Annotated in this window: 21 protein-coding genes; 12 read left to right on the top strand and 9 right to left on the bottom strand. The window is 62.2% G+C overall.

The window, feature by feature from the left end; all coding sequences use genetic code 11:
* Window positions 1-65 precede the first annotated feature (65 nt).
* Window positions 66-1,457: a glutathione-disulfide reductase gene (gene gor, locus AC1D1N_RS13345; protein ID WP_477349013.1), complete on the top strand. Its 1,392-nt coding sequence runs from the start codon at window positions 66-68 to the stop codon at window positions 1,455-1,457.
* Window positions 1,458-1,667: 210 nt separating this feature from the next.
* Here gor and mgtE read toward each other — a convergent pair whose 3' ends face one another.
* Window positions 1,668-3,035 carry a magnesium transporter gene (gene mgtE, locus AC1D1N_RS13340; protein ID WP_477349011.1) on the bottom strand — a complete coding sequence of 456 codons (1,368 nt, stop codon included), beginning with the start codon at window positions 3,033-3,035 and terminating at the stop codon, window positions 1,668-1,670.
* 276 nt (window positions 3,036-3,311) lie between these two features.
* Window positions 3,312-5,198 (bottom strand): ABC transporter ATP-binding protein/permease, encoded by a 1,887-nt coding sequence (locus AC1D1N_RS13335; protein ID WP_436259995.1) that lies wholly within the window; start codon window positions 5,196-5,198, stop codon window positions 3,312-3,314.
* Between the two features lie 641 nt (window positions 5,199-5,839).
* Between AC1D1N_RS13335 and AC1D1N_RS13330 the strand changes: the two genes are divergently transcribed.
* A complete protein-coding gene (locus tag AC1D1N_RS13330; RefSeq protein ID WP_436259996.1) occupies window positions 5,840-6,274 on the top strand; it encodes a hypothetical protein in 435 nt (144 codons plus the stop codon).
* 2 nt (window positions 6,275-6,276) lie between these two features.
* Here the strand turns inward: AC1D1N_RS13330 and AC1D1N_RS13325 are convergent, their stop codons facing one another.
* Together AC1D1N_RS13325 and AC1D1N_RS13320 are read right to left on the bottom strand one after the other, a co-directional pair.
* A complete protein-coding gene (locus AC1D1N_RS13325; protein WP_477349009.1) occupies window positions 6,277-6,957 on the bottom strand; it encodes a DsbA family oxidoreductase in 681 nt (226 codons plus the stop codon).
* Window positions 6,958-7,054: 97 nt separating this feature from the next.
* Window positions 7,055-8,875 (bottom strand): extracellular solute-binding protein, encoded by a 1,821-nt coding sequence (locus AC1D1N_RS13320; RefSeq protein ID WP_436259998.1) that lies wholly within the window; start codon window positions 8,873-8,875, stop codon window positions 7,055-7,057.
* Window positions 8,876-9,135: 260 nt separating this feature from the next.
* Between AC1D1N_RS13320 and AC1D1N_RS13315 the strand changes: the two genes are divergently transcribed.
* On the top strand, window positions 9,136-9,765 hold the full coding sequence (locus tag AC1D1N_RS13315) for an invasion associated locus B family protein (protein ID WP_112561729.1): 630 nt from the start codon (window positions 9,136-9,138) through the stop codon (window positions 9,763-9,765).
* Between the two features lie 71 nt (window positions 9,766-9,836).
* Here AC1D1N_RS13315 and hspQ read toward each other — a convergent pair whose 3' ends face one another.
* Window positions 9,837-10,160 carry a heat shock protein HspQ gene (gene hspQ, locus AC1D1N_RS13310; RefSeq protein WP_352558988.1) on the bottom strand — a complete coding sequence of 108 codons (324 nt, stop codon included), beginning with the start codon at window positions 10,158-10,160 and terminating at the stop codon, window positions 9,837-9,839.
* A gap of 263 nt (window positions 10,161-10,423) precedes the next feature.
* Window positions 10,424-11,632 carry a UbiH/UbiF family hydroxylase gene (locus tag AC1D1N_RS13305; protein ID WP_477349503.1) on the bottom strand — a complete coding sequence of 403 codons (1,209 nt, stop codon included), beginning with the start codon at window positions 11,630-11,632 and terminating at the stop codon, window positions 10,424-10,426.
* A gap of 102 nt (window positions 11,633-11,734) precedes the next feature.
* On the opposite strand from AC1D1N_RS13305, the gene AC1D1N_RS13300 reads away from it, so the two are divergent.
* From AC1D1N_RS13300 to AC1D1N_RS13265, 8 genes are all read left to right on the top strand, one after another.
* A complete protein-coding gene (locus AC1D1N_RS13300) occupies window positions 11,735-12,631 on the top strand; it encodes a DUF2182 domain-containing protein (protein ID WP_477349006.1) in 897 nt (298 codons plus the stop codon).
* 14 nt (window positions 12,632-12,645) lie between these two features.
* Entirely contained in the window at window positions 12,646-13,260 is a 615-nt protein-coding gene (locus AC1D1N_RS13295; RefSeq protein ID WP_142865660.1) for a DUF1326 domain-containing protein, read from the top strand.
* Window positions 13,257-14,102 carry a phosphatidylcholine synthase gene (pcsA, locus tag AC1D1N_RS13290; RefSeq protein WP_352558982.1) on the top strand — a complete coding sequence of 282 codons (846 nt, stop codon included), beginning with the start codon at window positions 13,257-13,259 and terminating at the stop codon, window positions 14,100-14,102. Before AC1D1N_RS13295 ends, pcsA begins: the two co-directional genes overlap by 4 nt.
* A gap of 19 nt (window positions 14,103-14,121) precedes the next feature.
* On the top strand, window positions 14,122-15,099 hold the full coding sequence (locus AC1D1N_RS13285; protein WP_477349004.1) for a quinone oxidoreductase family protein: 978 nt from the start codon (window positions 14,122-14,124) through the stop codon (window positions 15,097-15,099).
* A 216-nt stretch (window positions 15,100-15,315) separates the two neighbouring features.
* Complete coding sequence (locus AC1D1N_RS13280; RefSeq protein ID WP_477349002.1) at window positions 15,316-16,893, top strand: ABC transporter ATP-binding protein; 1,578 nt, start codon at window positions 15,316-15,318, stop codon at window positions 16,891-16,893.
* Window positions 16,890-18,014 carry an ABC transporter permease gene (locus AC1D1N_RS13275; RefSeq protein WP_477349000.1) on the top strand — a complete coding sequence of 375 codons (1,125 nt, stop codon included), beginning with the start codon at window positions 16,890-16,892 and terminating at the stop codon, window positions 18,012-18,014. The genes AC1D1N_RS13280 and AC1D1N_RS13275 overlap by 4 nt, the downstream gene beginning before the upstream one ends.
* Window positions 18,014-18,934 carry an ABC transporter permease gene (locus AC1D1N_RS13270; RefSeq protein WP_142865655.1) on the top strand — a complete coding sequence of 307 codons (921 nt, stop codon included), beginning with the start codon at window positions 18,014-18,016 and terminating at the stop codon, window positions 18,932-18,934. Before AC1D1N_RS13275 ends, AC1D1N_RS13270 begins: the two co-directional genes overlap by 1 nt.
* 51 nt (window positions 18,935-18,985) lie before the next feature.
* Window positions 18,986-20,053 (top strand): BMP family ABC transporter substrate-binding protein, encoded by a 1,068-nt coding sequence (locus AC1D1N_RS13265; protein ID WP_477348998.1) that lies wholly within the window; start codon window positions 18,986-18,988, stop codon window positions 20,051-20,053.
* Between the two features lie 45 nt (window positions 20,054-20,098).
* Here the strand turns inward: AC1D1N_RS13265 and AC1D1N_RS13260 are convergent, their stop codons facing one another.
* Complete coding sequence (locus AC1D1N_RS13260) at window positions 20,099-21,199, bottom strand: acyltransferase family protein (protein ID WP_477348996.1); 1,101 nt, start codon at window positions 21,197-21,199, stop codon at window positions 20,099-20,101.
* 237 nt (window positions 21,200-21,436) lie between these two features.
* Between AC1D1N_RS13260 and AC1D1N_RS13255 the strand changes: the two genes are divergently transcribed.
* Window positions 21,437-21,880, top strand: coding sequence for a hypothetical protein (locus tag AC1D1N_RS13255; RefSeq protein ID WP_112561741.1), 444 nt, complete (start codon window positions 21,437-21,439; stop codon window positions 21,878-21,880).
* Window positions 21,881-21,934: 54 nt separating this feature from the next.
* Here AC1D1N_RS13255 and rimO read toward each other — a convergent pair whose 3' ends face one another.
* Both rimO and AC1D1N_RS13245 read right to left on the bottom strand, forming a co-directional pair.
* Window positions 21,935-23,248, bottom strand: a complete 1,314-nt coding sequence (rimO, locus tag AC1D1N_RS13250; RefSeq protein WP_096445932.1) for a 30S ribosomal protein S12 methylthiotransferase RimO — start codon at window positions 23,246-23,248, stop codon at window positions 21,935-21,937.
* A 140-nt stretch (window positions 23,249-23,388) separates the two neighbouring features.
* Entirely contained in the window at window positions 23,389-24,048 is a 660-nt protein-coding gene (locus tag AC1D1N_RS13245; protein WP_112561742.1) for a TerC family protein, read from the bottom strand.
* Window positions 24,049-24,065 lie beyond the last annotated feature (17 nt).

Genomic DNA, 24,065 nt, shown 5'->3' with positions numbered 1-24,065 from the left:
GGGCTTTTCTTTTGGCCTCATGCAGCCTACCTGTCTCAAACATTTCTGAGGCAAGGAGCGGCGGCATGGCCGATTACGACTACGACCTCTTCGTCATCGGTGGCGGCTCCGGCGGGGTGAGGGCGGCGCGTGTGGCGGCCGCACTCGGCAAGCGCGTCGGCATCGCCGAGGAATACCGCTATGGCGGTACGTGCGTTATCCGCGGCTGCGTGCCGAAAAAGCTCTACGTCTATGCCTCGCAATTTCCCGAGCACTTCACTGATGCCGCCGGCTATGGCTGGACGGTGCCGGAGGCGAGTTTCGACTGGCCGACGCTGGTCGCCAACAAGGATCGCGAGATCGCCCGGCTCGAAGCCATTTACGAGAAAAACGTGAAAGGCGCCGGCGGCGAGACATTCCACTCGCGCGCCATGCTGGTCGACCCGCATGTCGTGCACCTCTTGGGCGACGACCGCACCGTCACCGCCGACCAGATCCTGATCGCCACCGGCGGACGGCCGGCACCGCATCCAGCACTCCCCGGCCATGAGCATTGCATCTTTTCCAACGAGGTCTTCGACCTCAAGCGGCTGCCGAAAGCGATCATGATCGAGGGCGGCGGCTACATCGCCGTCGAATTCGCCAACATCTTCCATGGTTTGGGCGTCGACACCACGCTGGTCTACCGCGGCAAGGAGATCCTGTCGCGCTTCGACATGGATCTGCGGCGCATGCTGCACGAGACCATGGAAAAGAAGGGGATAAAGATCCTCTGCCACGCCGTGTCGGAATGGGTGCGCAAGCGGCCGGATGGGCGGCTGGACGCGCTGGTCACCGGCGGCAAGGTGTTGACGGTCGACCAGGTCATGCTCGCCATCGGCCGCATCCCCAACACCGAGAATATGGGCCTGGAAGGCGTCGGCATCGAGCTCGGCAAGACCGGCGCCATCGTTGTCGACCAGTATTCCCGCACCAACATCGACAACATCTGGGCGATCGGCGACGTCACCAACCGTGTGCAGTTGACGCCGGTGGCGATCCACGAAGCGATGTGCTTCATCGAGACCGCCTTCAAGGGAAACCCGACGGCGCCTGACCACGACACGATCCCGACCGCCGTGTTTTCACAGCCGGAGATCGGCACTGTCGGCCTGTCCGAGGACGATGCCGTCAAGCGCTACTCCGACATCGAGATCTACCGCGCCACGTTCCGGCCGATGCGGCATACGCTGTCGGGCCGCGACGAAAAGATGCTGACGAAGCTGGTGGTCGACGGCGCCACGCGAAAAGTTCTCGGCGCCCACATCCTGGGACCGGACGCCGGCGAGATGGCGCAGCTGCTCGGCATTCCGCTGAAGGCCGGCGTCACCAAGGACGATTTCGACCGCACCATGGCCGTCCACCCGACGGCGGCGGAAGAACTGGTCACCATGTACAAGCCGACCTACCGCGTGAAGGACGGCGTGCGCGTCGATTGACGCCCGTTATCATTCCTCGAGAGCGATCTATGCCCGTAACCGCCGCGCCGCTCGACGACAATTTTGACCGGCGCGTCGATGAGGTTGTCGGCGGATGATGGGCGCTTCCCCCGACGCATTGCGCGACGCCATCTACGGCCGGCAGGCCTGAAGCCTGAGCAAGGCGAACCCGCCGCCGGTCATTGCCGGCGGCAGGATGTTTAGCGGCTGCTACAGCAGGGTGCCGCGCAGGATGACCAGCGCCACTGAGAAATAGATCACCAGGCCGGTGACATCGACCAGTGTCGCGACGAACGGCGCCGAGGCGCTGGCCGGATCGAAGCCGATTCGTTTCAACGCGAACGGCAGCATCGATCCCGACAGCGAGCCGAAGGTGACGATGCCGACCAGCGCCGCTCCCACCGTTGTGGCGATCAGTGGCCAATGCGGTCCATAGTCGTAGAAGCCCATATATTGCCACAGCGCGATGCGGCAGATGCCGACCACGCCGAGCATGGCGCCGAGCACGAGGCCGGTGGGCAGTTCGCGCAACGCCACCCGCCACCAGTCGCGAAGACCGATCTCGCGCAATGCCAGCGCGCGGATGACGAGCGAGGTTGCCTGCGAGCCGGAATTGCCACCCGAGCTCATGATCAGCGGGATGAACAGAGTGAGCACGATCGCCTTCTCCAGCTCGCCCTCATAGCTTTGCATGGCATTGGCGGTCAGCATCTCTGAGATGAACAGCGCGCATAGCCAGCCGCCGCGCTTCTTGATCATGGCGAGGAAGCTCATCTTCATGTAGGGCTCCTCCAGCGCCTCCATGCCGCCGAAACGGTGCACGTCCTCGGTCGTCTCCTCGATCATGGTGTCGATGATGTCGTCGATGGTGACAATGCCGAGGATCTTGCCGTGGTCGACGACGGGAACCGCGAGCAGATCGTATTTGGAGATCGTCTGCGCCAGGGTCTCGCGATCGGTCAGCGGCGTCACCGTCACCGGCACGCGATCCGGCGCCACCGACAGGATCGGATCGTCCGGCTCGCCGGTGATCAGCCGGCGCAGCCCGGTCGAGCGCACCAGCACATGCGTGTCGGGATCAACGATGTAGATGGCGTAGACGGTCTCGCGCGTCCGCTCGACCTTGCGGATGTAGTCCAGCGTGCGGCCGACGGTCCAATCCGAAGGCACGCTGACGAACTCGGTCGTCATGATCGAGGCGGCGCTGCCTTCGGGGTAACCGAGAATGGAAAGCAGCGTCGCCCGCAACGGCGGTGCCAGCCCGCCGAGCAGCTCGGAACGCGCCGGCTCGTCCAGCTCGCGCAGGACATCGGCGGCGCGGTCGACCGACATGGCGGTGAGGAGCTCGCACGCCTTGGCGCGCGGCAGCGCCTCGGCCAGTTCGGACGTGCCGTCGAGTTCCGGTTGGTCGAAGATCTCGACCAGCCGCTCGAACGGCACTTCGCAAAGTAGTTCTATCGCGGTTTCGCGAGGTTCCCGGTTCAGGGCCTCGACGACATCGGCGACGTGATCATTGGCAAGGATACGGGCGATCGCGACGGCATCGTCGCCCGCTACGACGGGGGAAAATTCGTTCATGGCTCACTCCTTGCCGTCCGGCAGGACGTGAGCCATCAGGTCACGTCTAGGCGGACGGCGGTTGCGTTCGACTACTGTCGCCAGGCATGGCGCGGTGACCTTTCTGCTCGCGGGTTCGAGTTGGAAATCTGCGAGCGGGCGCAACATAGGAGCGCATCTTGGCGAGTCAATCGCACAGTGCGCGGAAAATGCGCGCGGCGAGGTCGGATCGCGACACTGTGATCGACGGCCGTCCTTGCCGCACTGTTGCGGCCCGGCAAGAGCTTGGTGTGACTGCTATTTCTGCTTCAGCCGGCGCGAAAAACGCAGCCATTTGTCTTCGACCGGTCGTGGCTGCGCCAGGATGGTGGTGAGTTCGCGCGGCAGGCTCGGAACCAGCGGCTTCTTGGTGGCGACGGCGTCGGCGATCGCGACCACGCTGTGGTAGAATTCGGCTCCCGAGAGCGAACGTGGCGCCACCGCCTCATGCATGACGCTGATCACCGTGACATCGGGACAATTGTCCTTGATCGCCTGGTGGAAAGCAATCTTGCCTTCCGGATCGAGCGCCCCGGTCGCCTCGTCGAGGAACAGCAGCCCCGGCTGCTGCAGCACGATGCGGGCCACCACCAGCTTCTGTTTTTGCCCGCCAGACAAAACCTGATCCCAGACCTTTCCTTCGCGGCTTTCATCGGCCATGTGTTCGATGAAGTCGCCAAGGCCGGCCTTGTGCAGTGCCGACGCCACCTGGGTATCGCCATAGTCCTGCTCGGAGCCGGGCAGGCATACCAGCTGCTTCAGCGACACCTGCTGCAGCTTGACCTCCTGGGCGGCATAGAAGCTCCTGATCCCCTCGGGAAAGACGATGGTGCCGCGGCCATAGGGCCACAGGCCGTTGATCGCCTTGATCAGCGAAGTCTTGCCGGAGCCGGACTCGCCTTTGAGGAATGTCCACTCGCCGCGCCGGAAACGCAGATTGGCCGCACTCAGGAACGGCGTCGCGTCTTCGCCCTGATGCGCCAGTTCGAGCTTCTGGATGGTCAGGCCGAAGACCGGGTTCTGGCTGGCATAGTGGAAGTCGGACTGGCCGGTCTGGCTGTAGAATTCCTGCGGCTGCTGGACGTTCTCGATCGCCTGCGCCAATTCGATGACGCGCTGGCTGTTGGCGCGCAACGTGGCGAGACTCGGCATAACATGGATGAACCACGAACACTTGCTGATCAGCGCGTTGACTTGCTCGGAACCGGTTATGTAACCCTTGAGGTCGACACCGTTGTGGATGAACGGCACCAGACCAGGTCCATAGGCGACAACTTTGGCACCGACAAAGTTATAGACCGATTCGAATCCCGCATAGATGGTGTTGACGATATTGAACTTCGACCAAGTGCTGTCGATGTCGAGATAGAGCCGGCCATGTATCGTCTTCTGCACGTCCTCGCCTTGCGACGCCGCCACATGGAAGCTGCGGCGCAATAACGTGATCAGCTCACTGCGATAGCTGCCTTCGGCCTTCTGCATCCTGATGTTGAGCCACTCCAGCATACCGCCGAGTTTGATCGCGATCCAAGTGTTGAACGGCACGTAAATGACGACTGCCACGAGGGCAAGGGCGGCGCTGCCATAGGCTCCCAGGAACTCGAGACCCGTGACCTCCACCGAGTTTTTCAGCAATGCGCCGCCAACAAAGTAGAACGAGGTGAAGACACCGAATACGCCCATGGCAAGCCCGATGGCGCCGCCTGTCATATCCTTGATCGATTCCTGCACGCGCTGGTCGATGTTGTCGGGCGCTGCCGTACCGGACGAGCCGTGCTGAGCGTGGTAGTGTGAATGGTTGGGGTCGAGCAGCGCCTCGTTGAAGCGGCTGTTTAGCCAGGCGCGCCATTTGCGATGCAATGTCGCCGATACAAACTTGCAGATACCTGTGATGCCCATATCCTTGAGCACGACCAACAGCACAAGCAGGCCGGCATTGGTCAGCACTGATTCAAGCGGTGTGGTATTCGCGGCGTCGTGGAAAAAAGCGATTGAGGCCGCCAGTTCGCCCGCCGCCACGGTGAACCAGACGTCGGCCTGGCTGGAGAGCGCTGTAAATAAGGCTATCACCAGCGTCAGGGTCCAGGCTTCCTTCCACCGGTCCGAGAACCAGTAGGCCCGCATCAGTCCCCAGAAGGTCCGCATCGACGATACTGGCGTCAGGGGCGACAGGCCAGCGGCGGCGTCGCGGTTCCAAAGTGCCGATATTGAACGTCGCGGTCTGTCGACCTGAATCACAATCCCGCCCAAACCTTTTTTAGTTTTGTTACGGATAGTAACACCAATTGATCATTTTCTATTAATTTTATCGCGACGAATGTGAGGCAGCCCACGCGCCGTTGCCTTGAGGCAACAGGTGGTGCGTGGAGACAGTTGTCTCCAGGCCAAATATCCCGTTTGGTTTCAATGTTTTGTGAGAACGCCGAGATGTGCGAAAAGCTTCCCTTGGGGAAGCGGGATTCACGGCATCGTGAACCGATCGACCTTGCCGATTGGCCGGTTTTCCTACCGCGGGCTGACGGGAACACCGGAAATTTGCCGTCTGTGATCACTTCGGGTTTGCCCGAATCATCCTTTCCCGAAGCCGAGAAGTGCCCCGGAAATGGTCTTGGCGGCGGCGTCATAGTTGTCGATCACCGTTTCGCCGCTGGTGAAGCGGACATGCTCGACCAGGCGCGCTTTAGCTGCCGCTCAACAAGATTTGACAATTCATACGCCGCCGGTTGAACCTTGCGCGGCACTGTCGGCACCCATGCATACCCGGTTCTCCAACAAGGAATCTCCCAATGCTTGCACGCGCAGCCGCCCCAGCAATCCTGTCGCTCTTTGCCTTTCTGTCTCTGGCGCATGCCGGCAACCAGACCATTCCCGCGAGCGCCGAGGGCCAAATCGAGTTCAACACGCCCTCCGGCAACATCGGCTGCATTTACACGCCCAAGGGCGGCACCAGCACCTACCAGCCGCAGGATGGCGGTCCGGAACTGAGCTGTTCGCGCGTCGAGCCCAGCTACGTCACCGTGATCCTCGGGCCGAACGGGCCGGCGACATTGATCAAGAATCCGGGTGAGCACGGCTGCTGCAGCGATGTCGCCAAGCTGGCCTATGGCAACAGCTGGAGCAAAGGGCCGTTTACCTGCCAGTCGTCAACCAAGGGACTGACCTGCACGGGCAACAACGGCCATAGCTTCTTCGTCAGCAAGGCCAAGGTGAACGTAAAGTAGGCTTAGCCCACCTTTTCAAGCTCGCCCTTGGCCTTTGCGGCGGCGACCTGGCGGATGGCGTCGGCCAGCGTGTCGGCGTCCTGCGCGCCCATGACGGCGTATTTGCCTTCAAGCAGGAAGCACGGCACGCCGGTGATACCCATTCGCGATGCCGTGGCGATTTCCGTGCGCACCGCCTCGACGTCGGCGTCGGTCGGCAACAGCGTTTCGACCACGGCAGCGTCCATGCCGGCCTCGCGGGCGGCTTCGATCAGCACCGCGTGATCGCCGATATTGACGCCTTCCTCGAAATACAATTGGAACAGCCGGCGCACCAAGCGGTTCTGCACGGCTTCGCCGGCTGCACCGGCCCAGCGGATGACGCGATGCGCGTCCAGCGTGTTGGCTGCGACCTTGATGGCGTCGAAGGCGAAGTTGATCCCCTCGGCTTCGCCGAGCGGCTCGATGCGCGCATGCATCTGGCGGATACGCTCCTCGCTGCCGAATTTGGCTAGCATGTATGCGCGCCGGTCTTTGCCTCCGGGCGGAATGGTCGGATCGAGCTGGAACGGCCGCCAGCGCACATGCACCTCAATGTCGCCGGCAGCGGCGATCGCCTTGTCGAGCCGCTTCTGGCCGATGAAGCACCAGGGGCAAACGGCATCGGAAACCACGTCGACGGTAATGGAATTGTCTTCGCTCATCTCGATCTCCTGCCGCGAACACATCTTTGAGCGATCTCTGGACAAAACGGTTTTCCGTTTGTCCGAGAAAACCGGTAACCACTTTTCGGGATCATACTCAGTTCGCTTTGCGCCACCAGGTCGGCCATTGATAACCGAATATGGGCGTCTTTTTCGGATGGTCCAGATAATTCCAGTAAGCGAGCCATTGCTGCGCGTTGTACTGCATCGGCACCATATAGTTGCCGGAGATGAGCAATCGGTCGAGGACGCGCACCGCAGCGACGTAATCCTCCTTGGTCCGCGCTCTCAGCATCGCATCGATCGCAGCATCCACCGCTGGATCGGCGACGCCGGCCAGGTTGAACGAACCTTCCCTCTTGGCTTCTGAAGAACCCCAGCGAAAACTCTGCTCGATGCCGGGCGACAGCGAGTTGCTGAAACCGCTCGACCCGATCAGCACCTCGAAATCGAAACGCTGCTTGCGCGACTGGATCTGGTCGGCTTCGAGGCTGCGGATGGTCACCGTGATGCCGATCTTCTCCAGCGTGCGCTGATAGATGGCGGCAAAGCGCTCCTCGTCCTGCGAGGCGGTCAGGATTTCGAAACCGAAGGGGCTTCCTTTGGGATCCAGCAGGACGCCGTCCTTGACGGCGTAGCCCTGGCTCTTCAGCAGGTCGAAAGCCACCTTCAGCACCTTCCGGTCCTGGCCCGTGCCGTCATTCACCGGCGGTCGCCAGGTGCCGTCCATGACATCGGCCGGCACGCGTCCGGGGTAGGGCGCCAGCAGCGCCTTCTCCCTGTCGGAGGCGGGATGGCCGAGCGCGGACAGTTCGGAATTCTGCCAATAGCTCATCGTGCGTGTGTATTTGCCGCCAAACAGGTTCTTGTTGGCCCATTCGAAGTCGTAGAGCATGCCGAGCGCGCGCCGCACCACCGGATTGGAAAACTTCTCCAGCCTGGTGTTGAACAGAAACCCGGTCACCACTGGCGGTATGCCAGTGTCGAAGGTCTCGGCAATCACCTCGCCTCGGTGGAACGCGGGAAAATCGATGTCGCGCTCGCGCTTGATCGGATCGCCCTCATCATAGATGGCGCAGATGCCTTTCTTGAACGCTTCCGTCTTGGCATTGGCGTTGAGGAAGTACTCGATGGTGATCTGGTCGTAATTGTCGAAGCCGCGCTTGGAGGGGAGGTTCTTGCCCCAGTAATTCGGGTTGCGCTTGAAGACGATGCGTTGCCCCGGCTGTATCTTGTCGACTGTGTAGGGCCCGCTGCCAATCACCGGCTTCAGCGTCGTCTTGTCGAACGTGTCCTTGTTGAAGGCATGCTTCGGGATGATCGGCGTCAGCGCGATAATCAGCGGCGTCTCGCGGTTGGCCTTGTCATTGAAGGTAAAGCGCACGCTGTGATCGCCGGTCTTTTCGAGCTTGGCGATCAGGCTCATGCGATCCCTGTAAGGCGGGCGGCCCTTGTCGGTAAAGACATCGTAGGTGAACAGCACATCCTCCGGTGTCACCGGCTCGCCATCAGACCATTTTGCGTCAGGGTTGAGATGGAACTCTATCGACTTGCGCTCGGGATCCATGTCGGCGCTGTCGGCGAGCAGGCCATAGAGGCTGAAGGCCTCGTCATAATTGCGCGTCATCAACGGCTCGAAAACCAGGTTGCCGTAGTTGAGATCCATCATGCCGCGTGCCGTGGTGCGCAGGCTCTTCAGAATGAACGGGTTGAGATTGTCGAAGCTGCCGACGACGCAATAGGTGATGTTGCCACCCTTCGGCGCATCGGGATTGGCGTAGTCGAAATGGGTGTAGTCGGCCGGCAGCGCCGGCTCGCCCTGCATGGCGATAGCATGTTTCGGCTCCGACATTGCGGGCTGAAGTGAAAAGGCGAGAAACGAGATCGCGGCGATCAGCCAAACAAGAACGCGGCCCATGACCGTCTCCTTACTGGGCGGCTTGATGATTCGGAGTGCACCCTAGCATGGCGCCGCGGCGCTCCGGCCAGATACGTCAGCCCAAATCGCACGACCCAAATGGCACAGCCAAGAATCGCAGGCGCCGGGCTGGATTCGGCTGCGCATGCGGTGTAACACGCGCTCCGAAGTCATCCTGTTGCCTCAATTCGGCAACAGGTAGCTGGACCACGCGGCGCGAAGAAGCCGGTTCCGGGATCATTTGAGAGGAAGTGCACGACATGACGAGCCTGAACAGCAACGCATACCGCCTTTCGGTCATTGCCGCGGGCGTGGTCGGCTTTCTGGGCGCCGGACTTCTCTCTGCTTCGGCACAACAGCAGCAGCAGATTCCGCAGGGCTGGTTCAAGGCCTGCACCAAGCAGGAAGACGTCGACATCTGCAATGTCCAGAACATCGTCACCGCGGGCAACGGCCAGCTGGTCACCGGCGTCAGCCTGATCGAGCTGAAGGGCAAGGTGAACCGCAAGGTGTTCCAGGTGACGGTTCCGACCGGACGTCTGGTGCCTCCCGGCATCGGCCTGCAGATCGACACCGGCAAGGCGCAGAAGCTCGATTATGTCATCTGCTTCCCTGATCGTTGCGTGGCCGAAGTGCCGCTGACCGACACGCTCGTCGCTTCCTTCAAGAAGGGCCAGGCGATCACGCTCACTTCGGTCAACTTCCAGAACCAGCCGAATCCGATCAAGGTCGCCTTGACCGGCTTCAGCGGCGCCTATGACGGCCCCCCGCTGCAGCAGTCCGATATCGAAGACCGGCAGAAGAAGCTTCAGGACTTCGTTGCCAAGAACAACCAGGATTTTGCCAAGAAGCTCAAGGACGAGCAGGACAAGGCCAAGGCCGCCAACTGATCTCGGGAAAATTCCAAAATACAAAAAGCGGGGCATTGCCCCGCTTTTTTGTTGCCCCGTTCAGGATGCAGTCAATGTCTCGACTGGCGTTTCGGCTCGTAGCGTCCGTCCGGCCGCTTGTCGAACATCTCGCGGATCTGCGGATGCCGGACCGGCTCGCCCGATTGATCCTCGAGCAGGTTCTGTTCGGACACATAGGCGATGTATTCGGTTTCCGAATTCTCGGCGAGCAGATGATAGAACGGCTGGTCCTTGCGCGGTCGCACATCGGCCGGGATCGCCTCGTACCATTCGTCGGTGTTGGCGAATTGCGGATCGACATCGAAAATGATGCCGCGAAACGGAAACAGCCTGTGGCGAACCACCTGTCCGATCGAGAATTTGGCTGTTTTCATCATACTCACCACTAAGCCCTGAAGCGCCCGGCGTCCCCTGGAATGCACGGCACGCGCTCTAAGGCTTTGAATTTACACACGCCGTCACCAAAAATCGAGCCCGACTTTAGGGCTGGTATCCGACACTATCTGGCGCAGACGGTGGTCCAATTCAATGCCGAAGCGCTTGACGCCTTGTGAAGCTACGGGCTAGCCCGGTCCAGGGTTTTCGGGCCAGGGCAAAAATGTCTGACCGGCTGCTCTACATGATCGGGCACGGAATATTACCGCCGGACCTGTTTCCCTAGGCCAGTAAGTGCTGCAAAGCCGCTGCCCGGCCTCAAGCCCTCGCGCATGAAGAAGGCGCGCAGCGGCGCGAAACTGCCGAGCACATTGAGCCCGGCGCTGCGCGCCATCTGCGCCGGCAGCATGTCCGACAGCAGCGACATGTTGAGCAGATTGACTGCCCCGCTGCGCGCCAGAATATCGGGACGGCGCCGGGAATCATAGGCTGCGAGAGCCTTCGCGTCGCCAGGATCGCTGCGATTTTCGCCAGCGATTCCAATCAGATCGTCGATGTCCCTGATGCCGAGGTTGAGGCCTTGGGCACCGATAGGCGGAAACACATGTGCCGCCTCGCCGACCAGCGCCACCCGGTTTTGTGCGAAGCGCCCTGGTGATGCCGCCGACAGCGGGTAGATCTGCCGGCCGGGCTCGACCGACACCCGGCCCAGCATCGACTGCATCTGCTGTTCGACACGCTCGGAAAGTGTCACGTCATCGAGTGCGGCAAGGTCTTTTGCCGTTTCCGGTTTCACCACCCAGACAAGGCTGGAGCGGTTGCCGGGCAGTGGCACCTGGGTGAACGGACCGGTTTCGGTGTGGAATTCTGTCGAGGTGAAGCCGTGTTCGCTGCGGTGGCCGAAATTCAGCACAAGTGCCGCCTGCGGATAGGATCGCACCGACGCGGCTATACCAGCCGCCTCGCGCGCCGGCGACAGGCGCCCATCGGCAGCGACCGCCAGCGATGCGGAAATTTCGCGGCCATCCGCCAGAACGGCATGTGCCCCGCCGGCGTCCAGACGCCAGCTCTCAACCATCACCTTCAGCCATTCGATGCCGGAATGCACGGCGACGGCCCTGGCCAGAGCAGGATTGAGCGCACTGTTGGGCACGTTGAGCCCGAACTGTTCCTCGCCGATCTCCGTGGCGCGAAAGGTGACCACCGGGCTGCGGATCAGCCGGCTTGTAGCATCGACGATGCGCATCACCTTCAGCGGCGCGGCTTTTGGCCTGATGTCGGCCAGCACGCCCAGCCGATCGAGAATCTTGAGGGCAGGGTTCATCAGCGCCGTCGTCCGGCCATCGGGGCCGCCCGCCTCGGGTCCGATGAGAGTCACGGGAAATCCCGCCTCGGCAAAACCGAGCGCCGCGATCAGCCCTGCAGGGCCGCTGCCGGCAACCAGTATCCGTGCTGTCTCGCGATGATCCAAATTGGACTTCCAGTTTGCGATGCAGGTCCATCCTGTCTGTCCATGGATATAGGTCAGACCATGCGGCTTGATCAACGCGGCGATTAGGCTCATTCGATTGCCATGACCGGCCAGCAGGACGATTTCAGCCATCTCGACCGCGCCGGCCGCGCCACGGCAGGCCTTGCCCGCCATCCCCGGCTGACGGTCAACATCGCCATCGGCGGCGGCATTCTGCTCGCATGGTTCATTCTCGGCGCCATGGCGATCCGCGGCGCCGAAGGCCGGCTTCCCGGCGCCGGCGCACCGGGTGATGTGGTGTTGCGCTATCTGCCGCAGCTGCCGCTGCCGGATTTTCTCGACCGCTTCTTCGGCCTGTGCCTGACGCCCGCACCGCTCGATGCCGGCGGCGGCGCACAATTTCTGGCACTGATCGCCATGTGGTTCCTGATGGCCGTGGCGGCGATGCTGCCGTCGGCAGCGCCTATGATCCGCACGTATTGCGAAATCGCCGACACCGCCCGCATCAAGGGCGAACCGGTGGCCCACCCGCTCGCCCTGGTTGCCGGCTACCTCTGTACATGGCTGGTCGCCTCGGCCGGCTTTCCGGTGCTGACGTTGATCGTCCACACATTCGCCTCGTCCGGACGATTGCTCGATCCGGTGACCGGCCTTGCCGCGGCTGCCGCTTTGCTGGTGGCCGGCCTCTACCAGTTCAGCAGCCTCAAGCAGGCCTGCCTGACAAAATGCCGGAATCCCTTCGCTACCCTGTTTTCCAACTGGAGCGCCAAGCCCAGCCGCATTTTCCGGCTCGGGCTGAAGCAGGGCCTGTGGTGCCTGGGCTGCTGCTGGGCGCTGATGCTGGTGATGTTTGCCGTCGGCACGATGAACGTGTTCTGGATGGCGCTGATCGGCCTGTTCACTTTGATCGAAAAACAGACCACCGGCAGGCTTCCTGGCCGGGTGGCCGGTGCGATACTGCTTGTCTGGGCAGTCGCCCTGCTAGTAGTCTCGGCATGACGGGGGAAAATTCAATGGCAGAGCAAGGCTGGGCAATGAAAGGAGAGCTCGTACTCTCCTGTAATTGCACGGTTTTTTGCCCATGTGTGCTGTCGCTTGGCAGCCATCCGCCGACAGAGGGCTATTGCCAGACATGGGCGGGTTTTCGCATCGATGCCGGCCATTTCGGCGAGGTCGACCTGTCCGGTCTCAATCTCGGACTGGTCATGGAAATCCCCGGCTATATGAGCCGCGGCAACTGGACGGCGGGCCTGTTCATCGACAAGCGTGCGTCGGTCTACGCGGTGAAGGCGTTGACCAAAATCTTCACTGGCAAGGCCGGCGGAACCACGTCGCTGCTGTCTATCCTTGTCGGCAAGTTCCTCGGCGTCGAGCAGGTGCCGATCACCTACGAGACGCGTGACAAGACCCGCATTTTCCAGATACCGAAGATCATCGACGGGGCGGTGACACCGATTCCCGGCAAGGATCGCGAGAAGGACACCGTGATCAGCAATTCGGAATACTGGATCGCGCCGGAGATCATCGTGGCCAGGTCCGACAAGAGCAAGATGCGTGCTTTCGGCCGCAACTGGAATTTCGCCGGCCGCTCGGCCGAAATCTGCAAGCTGGATTGGCGGGGCCCGTGAGCAAGAACACAACCGCCAGGAACGCCGCCAAAAAGATCGCCGACCGGATTCCGAGGCCGAAGAAGAAGGTCACCTGGCCGCAGGCGCGCGCGTTCTCGGTGCATCTGCTCACCGCGTCGGGCTCGTTCTTGGCCTTCCTGTCGCTGGTGGCGGCAAGCGAGGAGCGCTGGACAGCGATGTTCTGGTGGCTGGGTCTGGCGCTTTTCGTCGATGGTATCGACGGCCCGATCGCCCGAAAGCTCGAGGTCAAGGAGATACTGCCGACCTGGTCGGGCGAACTCCTCGACAACATCATCGACTATGTCACCTATGTGCTGATCCCGGCCTTCGCGCTCTACCAGCGCGGCTTCATGGGGGAGCGGCTGTCGTTCCTGTCGGCGGCCATCATCGTCGTGTCCAGCGCCATCTATTATGCCGACACCGGCATGAAGACGAAGGAGAACTTCTTCAAAGGGTTTCCGGTGGTCTGGAACATGGTGGTGTTCACGCTGTTCGTCATCGAGCCAGGGCAATGGGTGTCCTTTGGCGTCGTCGTGGCGGCCGGCATCCTGACCTTCGTGCCGATCAATTTCATCCATCCGGTGCGGGTGGTGCGGCTGCGGCCAATCAATCTCGGCATGACGCTACTGTGGTGCGCTTTCGGCGCTCTGGCGCTGGCGCAGGCGGCCCTTGCCGCCTTCTACGACCAGATCGGTGTTCTGGGCGAACAGGTCAGTATCTTCACCAAGGTCGGCATTACCGTCACCGGGCTTTACCTCGCCTGCATCGGCGGTATCATGCAGTTCTTCCCAAAGCTCGGCGCCAAGCCGCCAACAAAAGCGACTGACAGCAAGAAAACCTGACCCGCAGGAAAGCCCAGAAATGTCCAAAGCGATCCGTATCCACGCCCATGGCGGTCCGGAAGTCCTGGCCTATGAGGATGCCGATCCGGGGCAGCCCGGCGCCGGGCAGATCCTGGTCAGGCACACGGCGATTGGCCTCAATTTCATCGATGTCTATCATCGCACCGGCCTCTATCCGCCACCCGGCGGCTTCCCGCTGATCCCGGGCGGCGAAGCGGCCGGCGTCGTGCTGGCGGTTGGCACTGGCGTCGACTGGCTGAAGCCGGGCGATCGCATCGCCTATGCCGTCAATGTCGGCGCCTATGCCGAACAGCGCGTCGTCGCCGCCGACCGCGTGGTCAAGGTGCCGGACGGCATCAGCGACGAGCAGGCCGCCGGCATGATGCTGAAAGGCATGACGGCGGAGTATCTCCTGCGTCGCACCTTCAAGGTGAAAGCGGGCGACACCATCCTGTTCCACGCCGCCGCCGGCGGCGTCGGCCTGATCCTGGGACAATGGGCGAAACATCTCGGCGCGACCGTCATCGGCACGGCGAGCTCGACCGACAAGATCGAGATCGCCAAGGCGCATGGCTTCGACCACGTCATCAACTACAGGGAGCAGGATTTCGTCGCCGGCGTCGCCGCAATCACCGGCGGCAAAAAATGCGACGTCGTCTACGATTCGGTCGGCAACGACACATTCCCCGCTTCGCTCGATTGTTTGCGGCCGCTCGGCATGTTCGTCGCGTTCGGCCAGTCCTCGGGGCCGATCCCGCCATTTTCAATGTCGCTCCTGGCGCAGAAGGGATCGCTGTTCGTCACCAGGCCGACGCTGTTCGTCTACAATGCAAAGCGCGAGGACCTCGAAGTTTCGGCTGCAGCACTCTTCGACGTGGTGCTGAGCGGCGCGGTCAAAATCCAGATCAACCAGCGCTATGCGCTGAAGGATGCCGGCAAGGCGCAGGCCGATCTCGAAGCCCGCAAGACGACTGGCACCACCATTCTGGTCCCCTGAGGGGAATTTGCCCAGTTTTTCAACGCTTTGCCGCGGCGCCGGGCGCTGTTTGCACGAAGAACCGGCCGGATACTTTCTTGCGTGAAACAGACTTATCTTTACCCCTTGAGTTTCCGCTGAAATTCTTGAAGCTCTTTCAAGGTGGGTGCTGCTTTCGCACGAGAGCAGCCAGCGCATACGATGCTTTCGGGAACACAGAACATATCCGGAAACCGGATGGGAGGCACTGTGAGTGCAGATCATGATGGAGCGAACCTGCTTGAGGTTCGTGGCCTGACCAAGATATTCGGCACGTTGACTGCGTGCGATCATATCGACCTCAACATCGCCAAGGGCGAGATACACGCGCTGCTCGGCGAAAACGGCGCCGGCAAGTCGACGCTGGTCAAGATGCTGTTCGGTTCGCTGGAGCCCAATTCCGGCGAGATCTTCTGGAACGGCGAGGCGGTGCGAATCTCCAGCCCGGGCATGGCGAAGAAGCTCGGCATCGGCATGGTGTTCCAGCACTTTTCGCTGTTCGAGGCGCTGACCGCGGCCGAGAACATCGCGCTGTCGCTGGATGACGGCTCGCCGATCAGCTCGATCGCCGCCAAGGCGAGGGCGCTTTCCTTCAGCTACGGGCTGCCGCTCGACCCGGACTCGCTGGTCGGCGATCTCTCGGTCGGCGAACGCCAGCGCATCGAGATCATCCGCTGCCTCTTGCAGACGCCGCAGCTCATCATCCTCGACGAGCCGACCTCGGTGCTGACGCCGCAGGAAGCCGACAAATTGTTCGAGACGCTGGAGCGCCTGCGCTCGGAGGGCAAATCCATTCTCTACATTTCGCACCGGCTGGAAGAGGTCAAGCGCATTTGCGACCGCGCCACCGTACTGCGTCACGGCAAGGTCGTCGGCCACTGCAATCCGCGCGAGGAAACCGCGTCGTCGCTGGCCCGCATGATGGTCGGCAACGAGGTGAAAGCCGTGGTGCGCGCGCCAGCCGAAGGCATCGAGACCGCCGTGCCGCTGCTCGAGATCCGCGCGCTCAGTCGCAAGCCGGCAACGCCGTTCTCGATCCCGCTGAAGAACATCAACCTCAACGTGCGTGCCGGCGAGGTGATCGGCATTGCCGGTGTCGCCGGCAACGGCCAGGGCGAGTTCTTCGAATCCGTCTCCGGCGAGGTGCTGCAGCAGGATGCCGCTTCCGTGCGCATCCGCGGCAAGGATGCCGGCGCGCTGTCGATCACCGGCCGGCGGCTGATGGGGGCAGCCTTCGTGCCGGAAGAACGGCTCGGCCATGGTGCGGCGCCGCGCATGAAGCTTTCTGAGAACCTGCTGCTGTCGCGCCACGCCACCGACGGCAAGGTTTTTGTCGGCGCCGGCGGCGCAGTCAAAAGCGGTGCGGTCTATGCCGCCGCCCAACGCATCATCGTGGCGATGGACGTGCGCAAGAGCGCGCCCGATCCGGAAGCCGCAGCCCTTTCCGGCGGCAATCTGCAGAAATTCATCGTCGGCCGCGAGCTCGACCGCAGCCCGGCTGTCATGGTGGTCAACCAGCCGACATGGGGCGTCGACGCCGGTGCTGCCGCCCATATCCGCCAGGCGCTGATCGAACTTGCGCGCAGCGGCTCGGCGGTTCTGGTCATCAGCCAGGACCTCGACGAGCTGTTCGAGATTTCGGATGCGATCGCGGTCATGCACAATGGCGAGCTGTCAAAGCCGCTGCCAATTGCCGAGGCCACGTTCGAAAAGATTGGCCTTTTGATGGGCGGCGCCGAGCCCGGCCACGCAGAACACACGCTGGAGACGGCATGATGCGCCTCGAACTCGTCAAACGCCCGCAGCGCTCGATGCTGTTTTCGGCGCTGTCGCCCTTCATCGCCTTCGGCCTGACGATGATTGCCGGCGCTATTCTGTTCGCGCTGCTCGGCGTCAACCCGTTGACGGCATTCCGGATCTATTTCATCGAGCCGGTCAGCCAGGTCTGGCAGCTGCATGAGTTGGCGATCAAGGCCGCACCTTTGATCCTGATCGCGGTCGGCCTGTCGGTCTGCTACAAGGCCAACATCTGGAACATCGGCGCCGAAGGCCAGTTTATCCTCGGCGGCATCTTCGGCTCGGCCATCCCGGTGCTGTTCCCTGGCTTCGAAGGCCCGCTCGTGCTGCCGCTGATGCTGTTGTTCGGCATGGTCGGTGGCGCTGCCTACGCAGCGATCCCGGCCCTGCTGAAGACACGCTTCGGCACCAACGAGATCCTGACCAGCCTGATGCTGGTCTATGTCGCCCAGCTCTTCCTCGACTGGCTGGTGCGCGGTCTCTGGCGCGATCCGCAGGGCCACGGTTTCCCGCAGACGATCCAGTTCAACGACTCGGCCGTTTTGCCGGAGCTGATGCCGGATGCCGGCCGCGCCAATTGGGGTTTTGTCTTCGCGCTTGTCGCCGCCGTGCTGATCTGGGTGCTGATGAGCCGCCTGCTCAAGGGTTTTGAGGTCCGCGTGCTCGGCTCCAGCCCGCGGGCAGGGCGCTTCGCCGGCTTCGGCCTCAACCGCATGGTCTTCTTCGCCTTCCTGCTGTCAGGGGCGCTGGCCGGGCTTGCCGGCATTTCTGAAGTCTCCGGCGCCATCGGCCAGCTGCAGCCGGTGATTTCGCCCGGCTACGGCTTCACCGCCATCATCGTCGCCTTCCTTGGCCGGCTGAACCCACTCGGCATTGTTGCCGCCGGCCTGGTGCTGGCGCTGACCTATCTCGGCGGCGAGGCGGTGCAGAGCGCGCTCGGCATCTCCGACAAGGTGGCGCGTGTGTTCCAGGGCATGCTTTTGTTCTTCGTCCTCGGTTGCGACACCCTCATCCACTACCGCATTCGTCTCGTCGGCATGGCGCTGGCGAAGGGCGCTGCAAAACTCGATGCTGCGCCGAAGTTGAAGGAAGCCCGCTGATGGACATCACCGTCAACATCCTTTTGACCATCGCCACGGCGGCAACGCCGTTGCTGATCGCGGCCATCGGCGAACTGGTGGTCGAGCGCTCCGGCGTCCTCAACCTCGGCGTCGAAGGCATGATGATCATGGGCGCCGTCGGCGGCTTCGGCGCCGGCTATCTCACCGGATCGCCCTGGATCGGCCTGCTCGCGGCAATCGCCATGGGCGCGGTATTCTCGCTGCTGTTTGCGGTCATGACGCTGTCGCTCGCCACCAACCAGGTGGCGACGGGCCTGTCGCTGACGCTGCTCGGCCTTGGCCTCTCCGGCATGATGGGGACCAGCTTTGTCGGCCAGCCCGGCGAGCGACTGCCGAACCTCTACATCCCGGTCCTCACCGACATTCCTGTGGTGGGCAGGCTGCTGTTCGGCCAGGATCCGATCTTCTACATCTCGATCGCACTGACGGCTGCCGTCATGTGGTTCCTGTTCAAGACCCGCACCGGTCTGACACTGCGCTCGATCGGCGACAGCCACACATCGGCGCATGCGCTCGGCATCAAGGTTATCCGCTACCGTTATCTCGCCGTCATCTTCGGCGGCGCCTGCGCCGGCCTTGCCGGCGGTCACCTGTCGCTGGTCTACACGCCGCAATGGGTGGAGAACATGACCGCCGGCCGCGGCTGGATCGCGCTGGCGCTGGTCGTGTTCGCCTCCTGGCGGCCGTGGCGGGTGCTGGCCGGCGCCTACATCTTCGGCGCGGTGTGGATCGGCCAGCTTCATGCACAGGCTTTTGGCATTCCGGTGCCTTCGCAGCTGCTTTCTTCTCTGCCCTATCTGGCAACCGTCGTGGTTCTCGTTCTAATCTCGCGCAACAAGCGTCTGACGATGATGAACACGCCGGCTTCCTTGGGGCAGCCATTCGTTCCGGATCGTTGACAACAAAAACAAACGGGAAAGCTCCAAGGCTAAACTCAGAGAGGTAACACAATGAAAAAACTGCTTATTGCGTTGATGACCACGACCGCCGCCATGTCACTGGCGGCGTCGGCGCAAGCTGCCGACAAGCTGAAAGCGTGCTGGGTCTACACCGGCCCGATCGGCGATTTCGGCTATTCCTACCAGCATGACCAGGGCCGTCTCGAGGTGGAAAAGGCGCTCGGCGACAAGGTCGAAACCGCTTACCTCGAAAACGTCTCGGAAGGCCCCGACGCCGACCGCGCTTTCGAGCGTCTGGCGCGCGAGGGCTGCAAGATCATCTTCGGCACCTCCTTCGGCTTCATGGACCCGGAAGTGAAGGTTGCCAAGAAATTCCCGAAGGTGATGTTCGAGCACGCCACCGGCTACAAGACCGGCGACAATCTCGGCATCTACAATGCGCGCTTCTATGAAGGCCGCTATGTGCTCGGCCAGATCGCCGCCAAGGAATCGAAGGCGGGGGTTGCCGGCTACATTGTTTCCTTCCCGATCCCCGAAGTGGTGATGGGCATCAACTCCTTCATGCTCGGCGCCCAGTCGATCAACCCGAACTTCAAGGCCAAGATCGTCTGGGTGAACTCCTGGTTCGATCCGGGCAAGGAAGCCGACGCCGCCAAGGCGCTGTTTGACCAGGGCGCCGACATCATCGTCCAGCACACCGATTCCACCGCTGCCTTGCAGGTGGCCGAGGAGCGTAAGCTGCACGGCTTCGGCCAGTCCTCCGACATGATCAAGTTCGCGCCGAACGCGCAGCTGACCTCGCTCACCGACGAATGGGGCCCGTACTACATCAGCCGCGTGCAGGCGGCGTTGGACGGCACCTGGAAGCCGGGCAATGTCTGGCTGGGCATCAAGGATGGCGCCGTCAAGCTGGCGCCCTTCACCAACATGCCGGACGATGTGAAGGCGATGGCCGAGGCAACCACCAAGAAGATCGCCGAAGGCTGGAACCCCTTCACCGGACCGGTCGCCAAGCAGGACGGCACGCCCTGGCTCAAGGACGGCGAAGTCGCCGACGACGGCACGCTGCTCGGCATGAACTTCTATGTGAAGGGCGTCGACGACAAACTGCCGCAGTAAGCCCAGGAAACGCAAAGCAAAAAGGGCGCCCTCTGGCGCCCTTTCTCATTTCGCGGGCTGTGCGCTCCTGCCGCGAAACCGAGCCAGCGCGGTATCGAGCGCGCCGCCGATCCAGGCATTCACCCTGCGCTGGGCCGGCCGTTCGAAATACTGCCAGATCACCCAGGAAAGCAGAACCATGAGCGCGACACAGCCTAGCGCTGCAGCCCATTTGCCGACCAAAGGTGCGGCGGTATTGATGGCGATATAGCCGATTTTCTGGTGCAGGAGATAAAGCGGGTAGGTCAGCCCGCCCAGCGCCAGCGTCAGTGCGGACGGCACGACATAGCTGCGCAGCAGGATCGCGCCGATCAGCACGGAATGCATGACGATGTTGGCGATCACCAGATGCGGCTGCGAAACGGCAATGCCGTATTCTCTGAGCATCCACAGCTGCGTCACCGACAACGTGCTGCAGGACAGAAGGAAGGCCGCACCAAGCAGCAGCAGGGCTGCCAGGGAGCGACCATGCGCATGGATGTGGTGGACGAGTACGCCGGCGGCAAAGAACGGACCGAATTCGGTGATGAACAGCAGCCTTGCCGCACGGCTTTCGATGAAGAACTCGTTCGACGCCGAGATCGCCAGCCAGACGAAGATCAGCCCAAGCTTCCATTTCTGGAAAACGCCACCGAGCAGAGCGAGCGTCACCCAGCCGTAGAACACCAGTTCAAGCAGGATCGACCAGTAGACGCCGTCCATGAATGGCTGGCCGAGCGCCGGCGCAAACATCGACAGGTTGGCAGCGTATTGACCGAGAGAAGTTGAAAACAGCGGTGCGCCGAAAGCCATGACGATGACGAAGGTGATCGTCATGCACAGGAGGTAGCCGGGGTAGAGGCGCACGAAACGTGCGATCGCAAACTCTTGCCAGAAGCGGCCTTCCGCCGACCAGGCAATGACGAAACCGCTGATCAGGAAGAACAGGTTGACGCCGAGATAGCCGTAGAGGGCGAACGGCGCCACGCTCGGATAGCCCTCGGCCAGCGCGCCCTCGGCAGCCGCGCCGCGAAAGAAGTAATGGAAGAACACCACAGCCAACGCCGCCGCCAGCCTCAACAGGTCTAGTGTCGCGATATGATCCTGTCGGGCAGGTCTGGCATCCATGCGAAGTCTCGGCGTCTACGGCCCGGAAACCATAACGCAGATCTCGACGAAACAGGGTAAACAGCGGCAAATATCGCGAAATTTGGTAAATGGCGGCGGAAGCATCCGACGGGACACAATTGTCTGCGACACCGTTCCGTGACCCCCTTCACAGACGAAGTTGCTTTTTACTTGCATTCTCATCTTGCGGCCTGACGAAACCGGCCGACGTTACTAATTTGAGCAGGAGAATGTCTTATGCAATTGAGCAAGAAACTCTTAGCCATTATCGGTAAACGCATTCCAGCCATTTATGACGTCATCCCGCGCGGACCACAGGGGCGGCTCGCGCAAATCGCACTCAATCCTCAGCCGCTCCCGCCTCACGAACTGGGCGCCGCGATCGCGGACGAATTCGTCCGATCCGCCTGGTCCGCCGAGCGAGGCGGGCTCGATAGCAAGGCGTTGATGAGCGACCTCGACGATTGGTGCCCGACGCGACCGAAGATACCGAAGCTGCCCCCGTGGTGGCCGCCGATTCCGGAACCCGAGCCGCATCCCGAATGGTTCGTAGACTATCATCTGGGATTTGCTGCACGGCTGTCCGTGGTCGCGGCCGGCTCGGCGGGCACGCGGCTGGACAAGACCCTCAATCAGGCGATCGATCGATCGCTGGCTGCAATGGAATCGGTGAAGCTCTGACCAAGGGTGCGCCAAAATTGGAGGGCGCCGGGGAGGCGCCCTTTCGGCGGTTTTCTAGACCGCTGAACCGTAAAGATCGTAGGCGTCGGCGCGGTCGATCTTGACGGTGACGATGTCGCCTTGGCGCAGCGGGCGGCGCGACTGGATGTGCACCGAACCGTCGATCTCCGGCGCGTCGTATTTGGTGCGGCCCTTGGCCGAGGTGCCATGTGCCTCGTCGATCAGCACCGGCAGGCGCTTGCCGACCTTCTTGGCCAGCTGCGTCGCCGAGATCTTCTGCTGGCGCTGCATGAAGCGATGCCAGCGCGCTTCCTTGATCTCCTGCGGCACCTGTTCCAGGCCGAGATCGTTGGAGCGGGCGCCCCGGACCGGCTCGTATTTGAAACAGCCGGCGCGGTCGATCTTGGCCTCGTCCAGCCAGTCGAGCAGCATCTCGAAATCCTCGTCGGTCTCGCCGGGAAAGCCGACAATGAAGGTCGAGCGTATCGCGAGGTCCGGGCACACGTCGCGCCAGCCGCGAATGCGCTCCAGCGTCTTTTCGCCGTGGGCGGGACGACGCATGTTCTTCAGCACCTGCGGCGAGGCGTGCTGGAAGGGGATGTCGAGATAGGGAAGGATCTTGCCCTCGGCCATCAGCGGGATGACGTCGGCGACATGCGGGTAGGGATAGACATAGTGCATGCGCACCCAGATGCCGAGCTTGCCCAGTTCCTCCGACAGGTCGAGGAACTTTGCCCGCACTTCGCGGTCGCCGAACATCGAGGTCTGGTACTTGATGTCAATGCCGTAGGCGCTGGTGTCCTGCGAGATAACCAGCAATTCCTTGACGCCGGCCTTGGCCAGTTTCTCGGCCTCGCGCAGCACATCGGCCGCCGGCCGCGAGACGAGGTCACCGCGCAGTGCGGGAATGATGCAGAAGGTGCAGCGGTTGTTGCAGCCTTCCGAAATCTTCAGATAGGCGTAGTGGCGCGGCGTCAGCTTCACGCCTTGCGGCGGCAACAGGTCGATATAGGGATCGTGGCTCGGCGGTGCCGCCTCATGCACCGCCGCCATCACGCTTTCATAGGCCTGCGGTCCGGTGATGGCGAGCACATTGGGGTGCTTTTCGCGGATGACATCCGGCTCGGCGCCAAGGCAGCCGGTGACGATGACCCTACCGTTTTCCGAAAGCGCCGAACCAATGGCGTTGAGCGACTCGTCGCGCGCCGAATCGAGGAAACCGCAGGTGTTGACGACGACGAGGTCGGCGCCGTCATGCTTGCGCGCGATCTCATAGCCTTCGGCGCGCAGGCGCGTGATGATGCGCTCGGAATCCACAAGGGCTTTCGGGCATCCAAGGCTGACGAAACTGACGCGAGGGGCAGACATGAAACAACTTCCGGGTTTTTCGGGATCGGCGGCCAGTACCACACTTATTGCGGCATTGGTATGGGCAGCGGCTGCGGCGAACGCGACCGCGGCCTCCAGCTGACTACTGGGCGGTAACAGGAGCTATACGACCGGCAGCGTCAGCTCACCGCAGGACTGACATGTGGCCAGACCTCGACAACGCCGCGATAGACCATGTCGAGCGCGACGTAGAGGATGATCAGCAGGCCGATATAGGCGATCCAGCGATAGCGGTGCAGCAGCCTGGCGATGAAGCTCGCGGCAAGGCCCATCAGCGCAATCGACAGCACGAGGCCGATGACCAGCACCGGGAAATGATCGCGCGCCGCACCGGCGACCGCCAGCACATTGTCGAGCGACATCGAGACATCGGCGACGACGATCTGCAGCGCTGCCTGGCCGAGCGTCTTGCGCGCCTTGCCGGTCGCAATCGTCATGTCGCCGTCGAGATCGGCATCGGCCAGCGCCTCGGTCGCCTCCTGCTCGTCGGCATGGGACGTCCGCAGCTCGCGCCACATCTTCCAGCACACCCACAACAAAAGGATGCCGCCGGCCAGCAGCAGGCCGACGATTGCCAACAGCTTGACGGTGACGGCGGCAAACAGGATGCGCAGCACTGTTGCCGCCAGGACGCCGATGAGGATGGCCTTCTTGCGCTGCTCGACCGGCAGGCCGGCTGCGGCAAGGCCAATGACGATGGCGTTGTCGCCGGCAAGCACCAGATCGATGGCGATGACCTGGAGGAGGGCGGTCATGCTTGCGGCGCTGAAAATGTCCATCGACCGGAGGCCCCTTT

The organism is Mesorhizobium sp. P2_B5 (genome assembly GCF_056404775.1).
The sequence above is the reverse complement of the archived record's forward strand: the minus strand, read 5'-3'. Positions and strand labels throughout refer to the sequence as shown.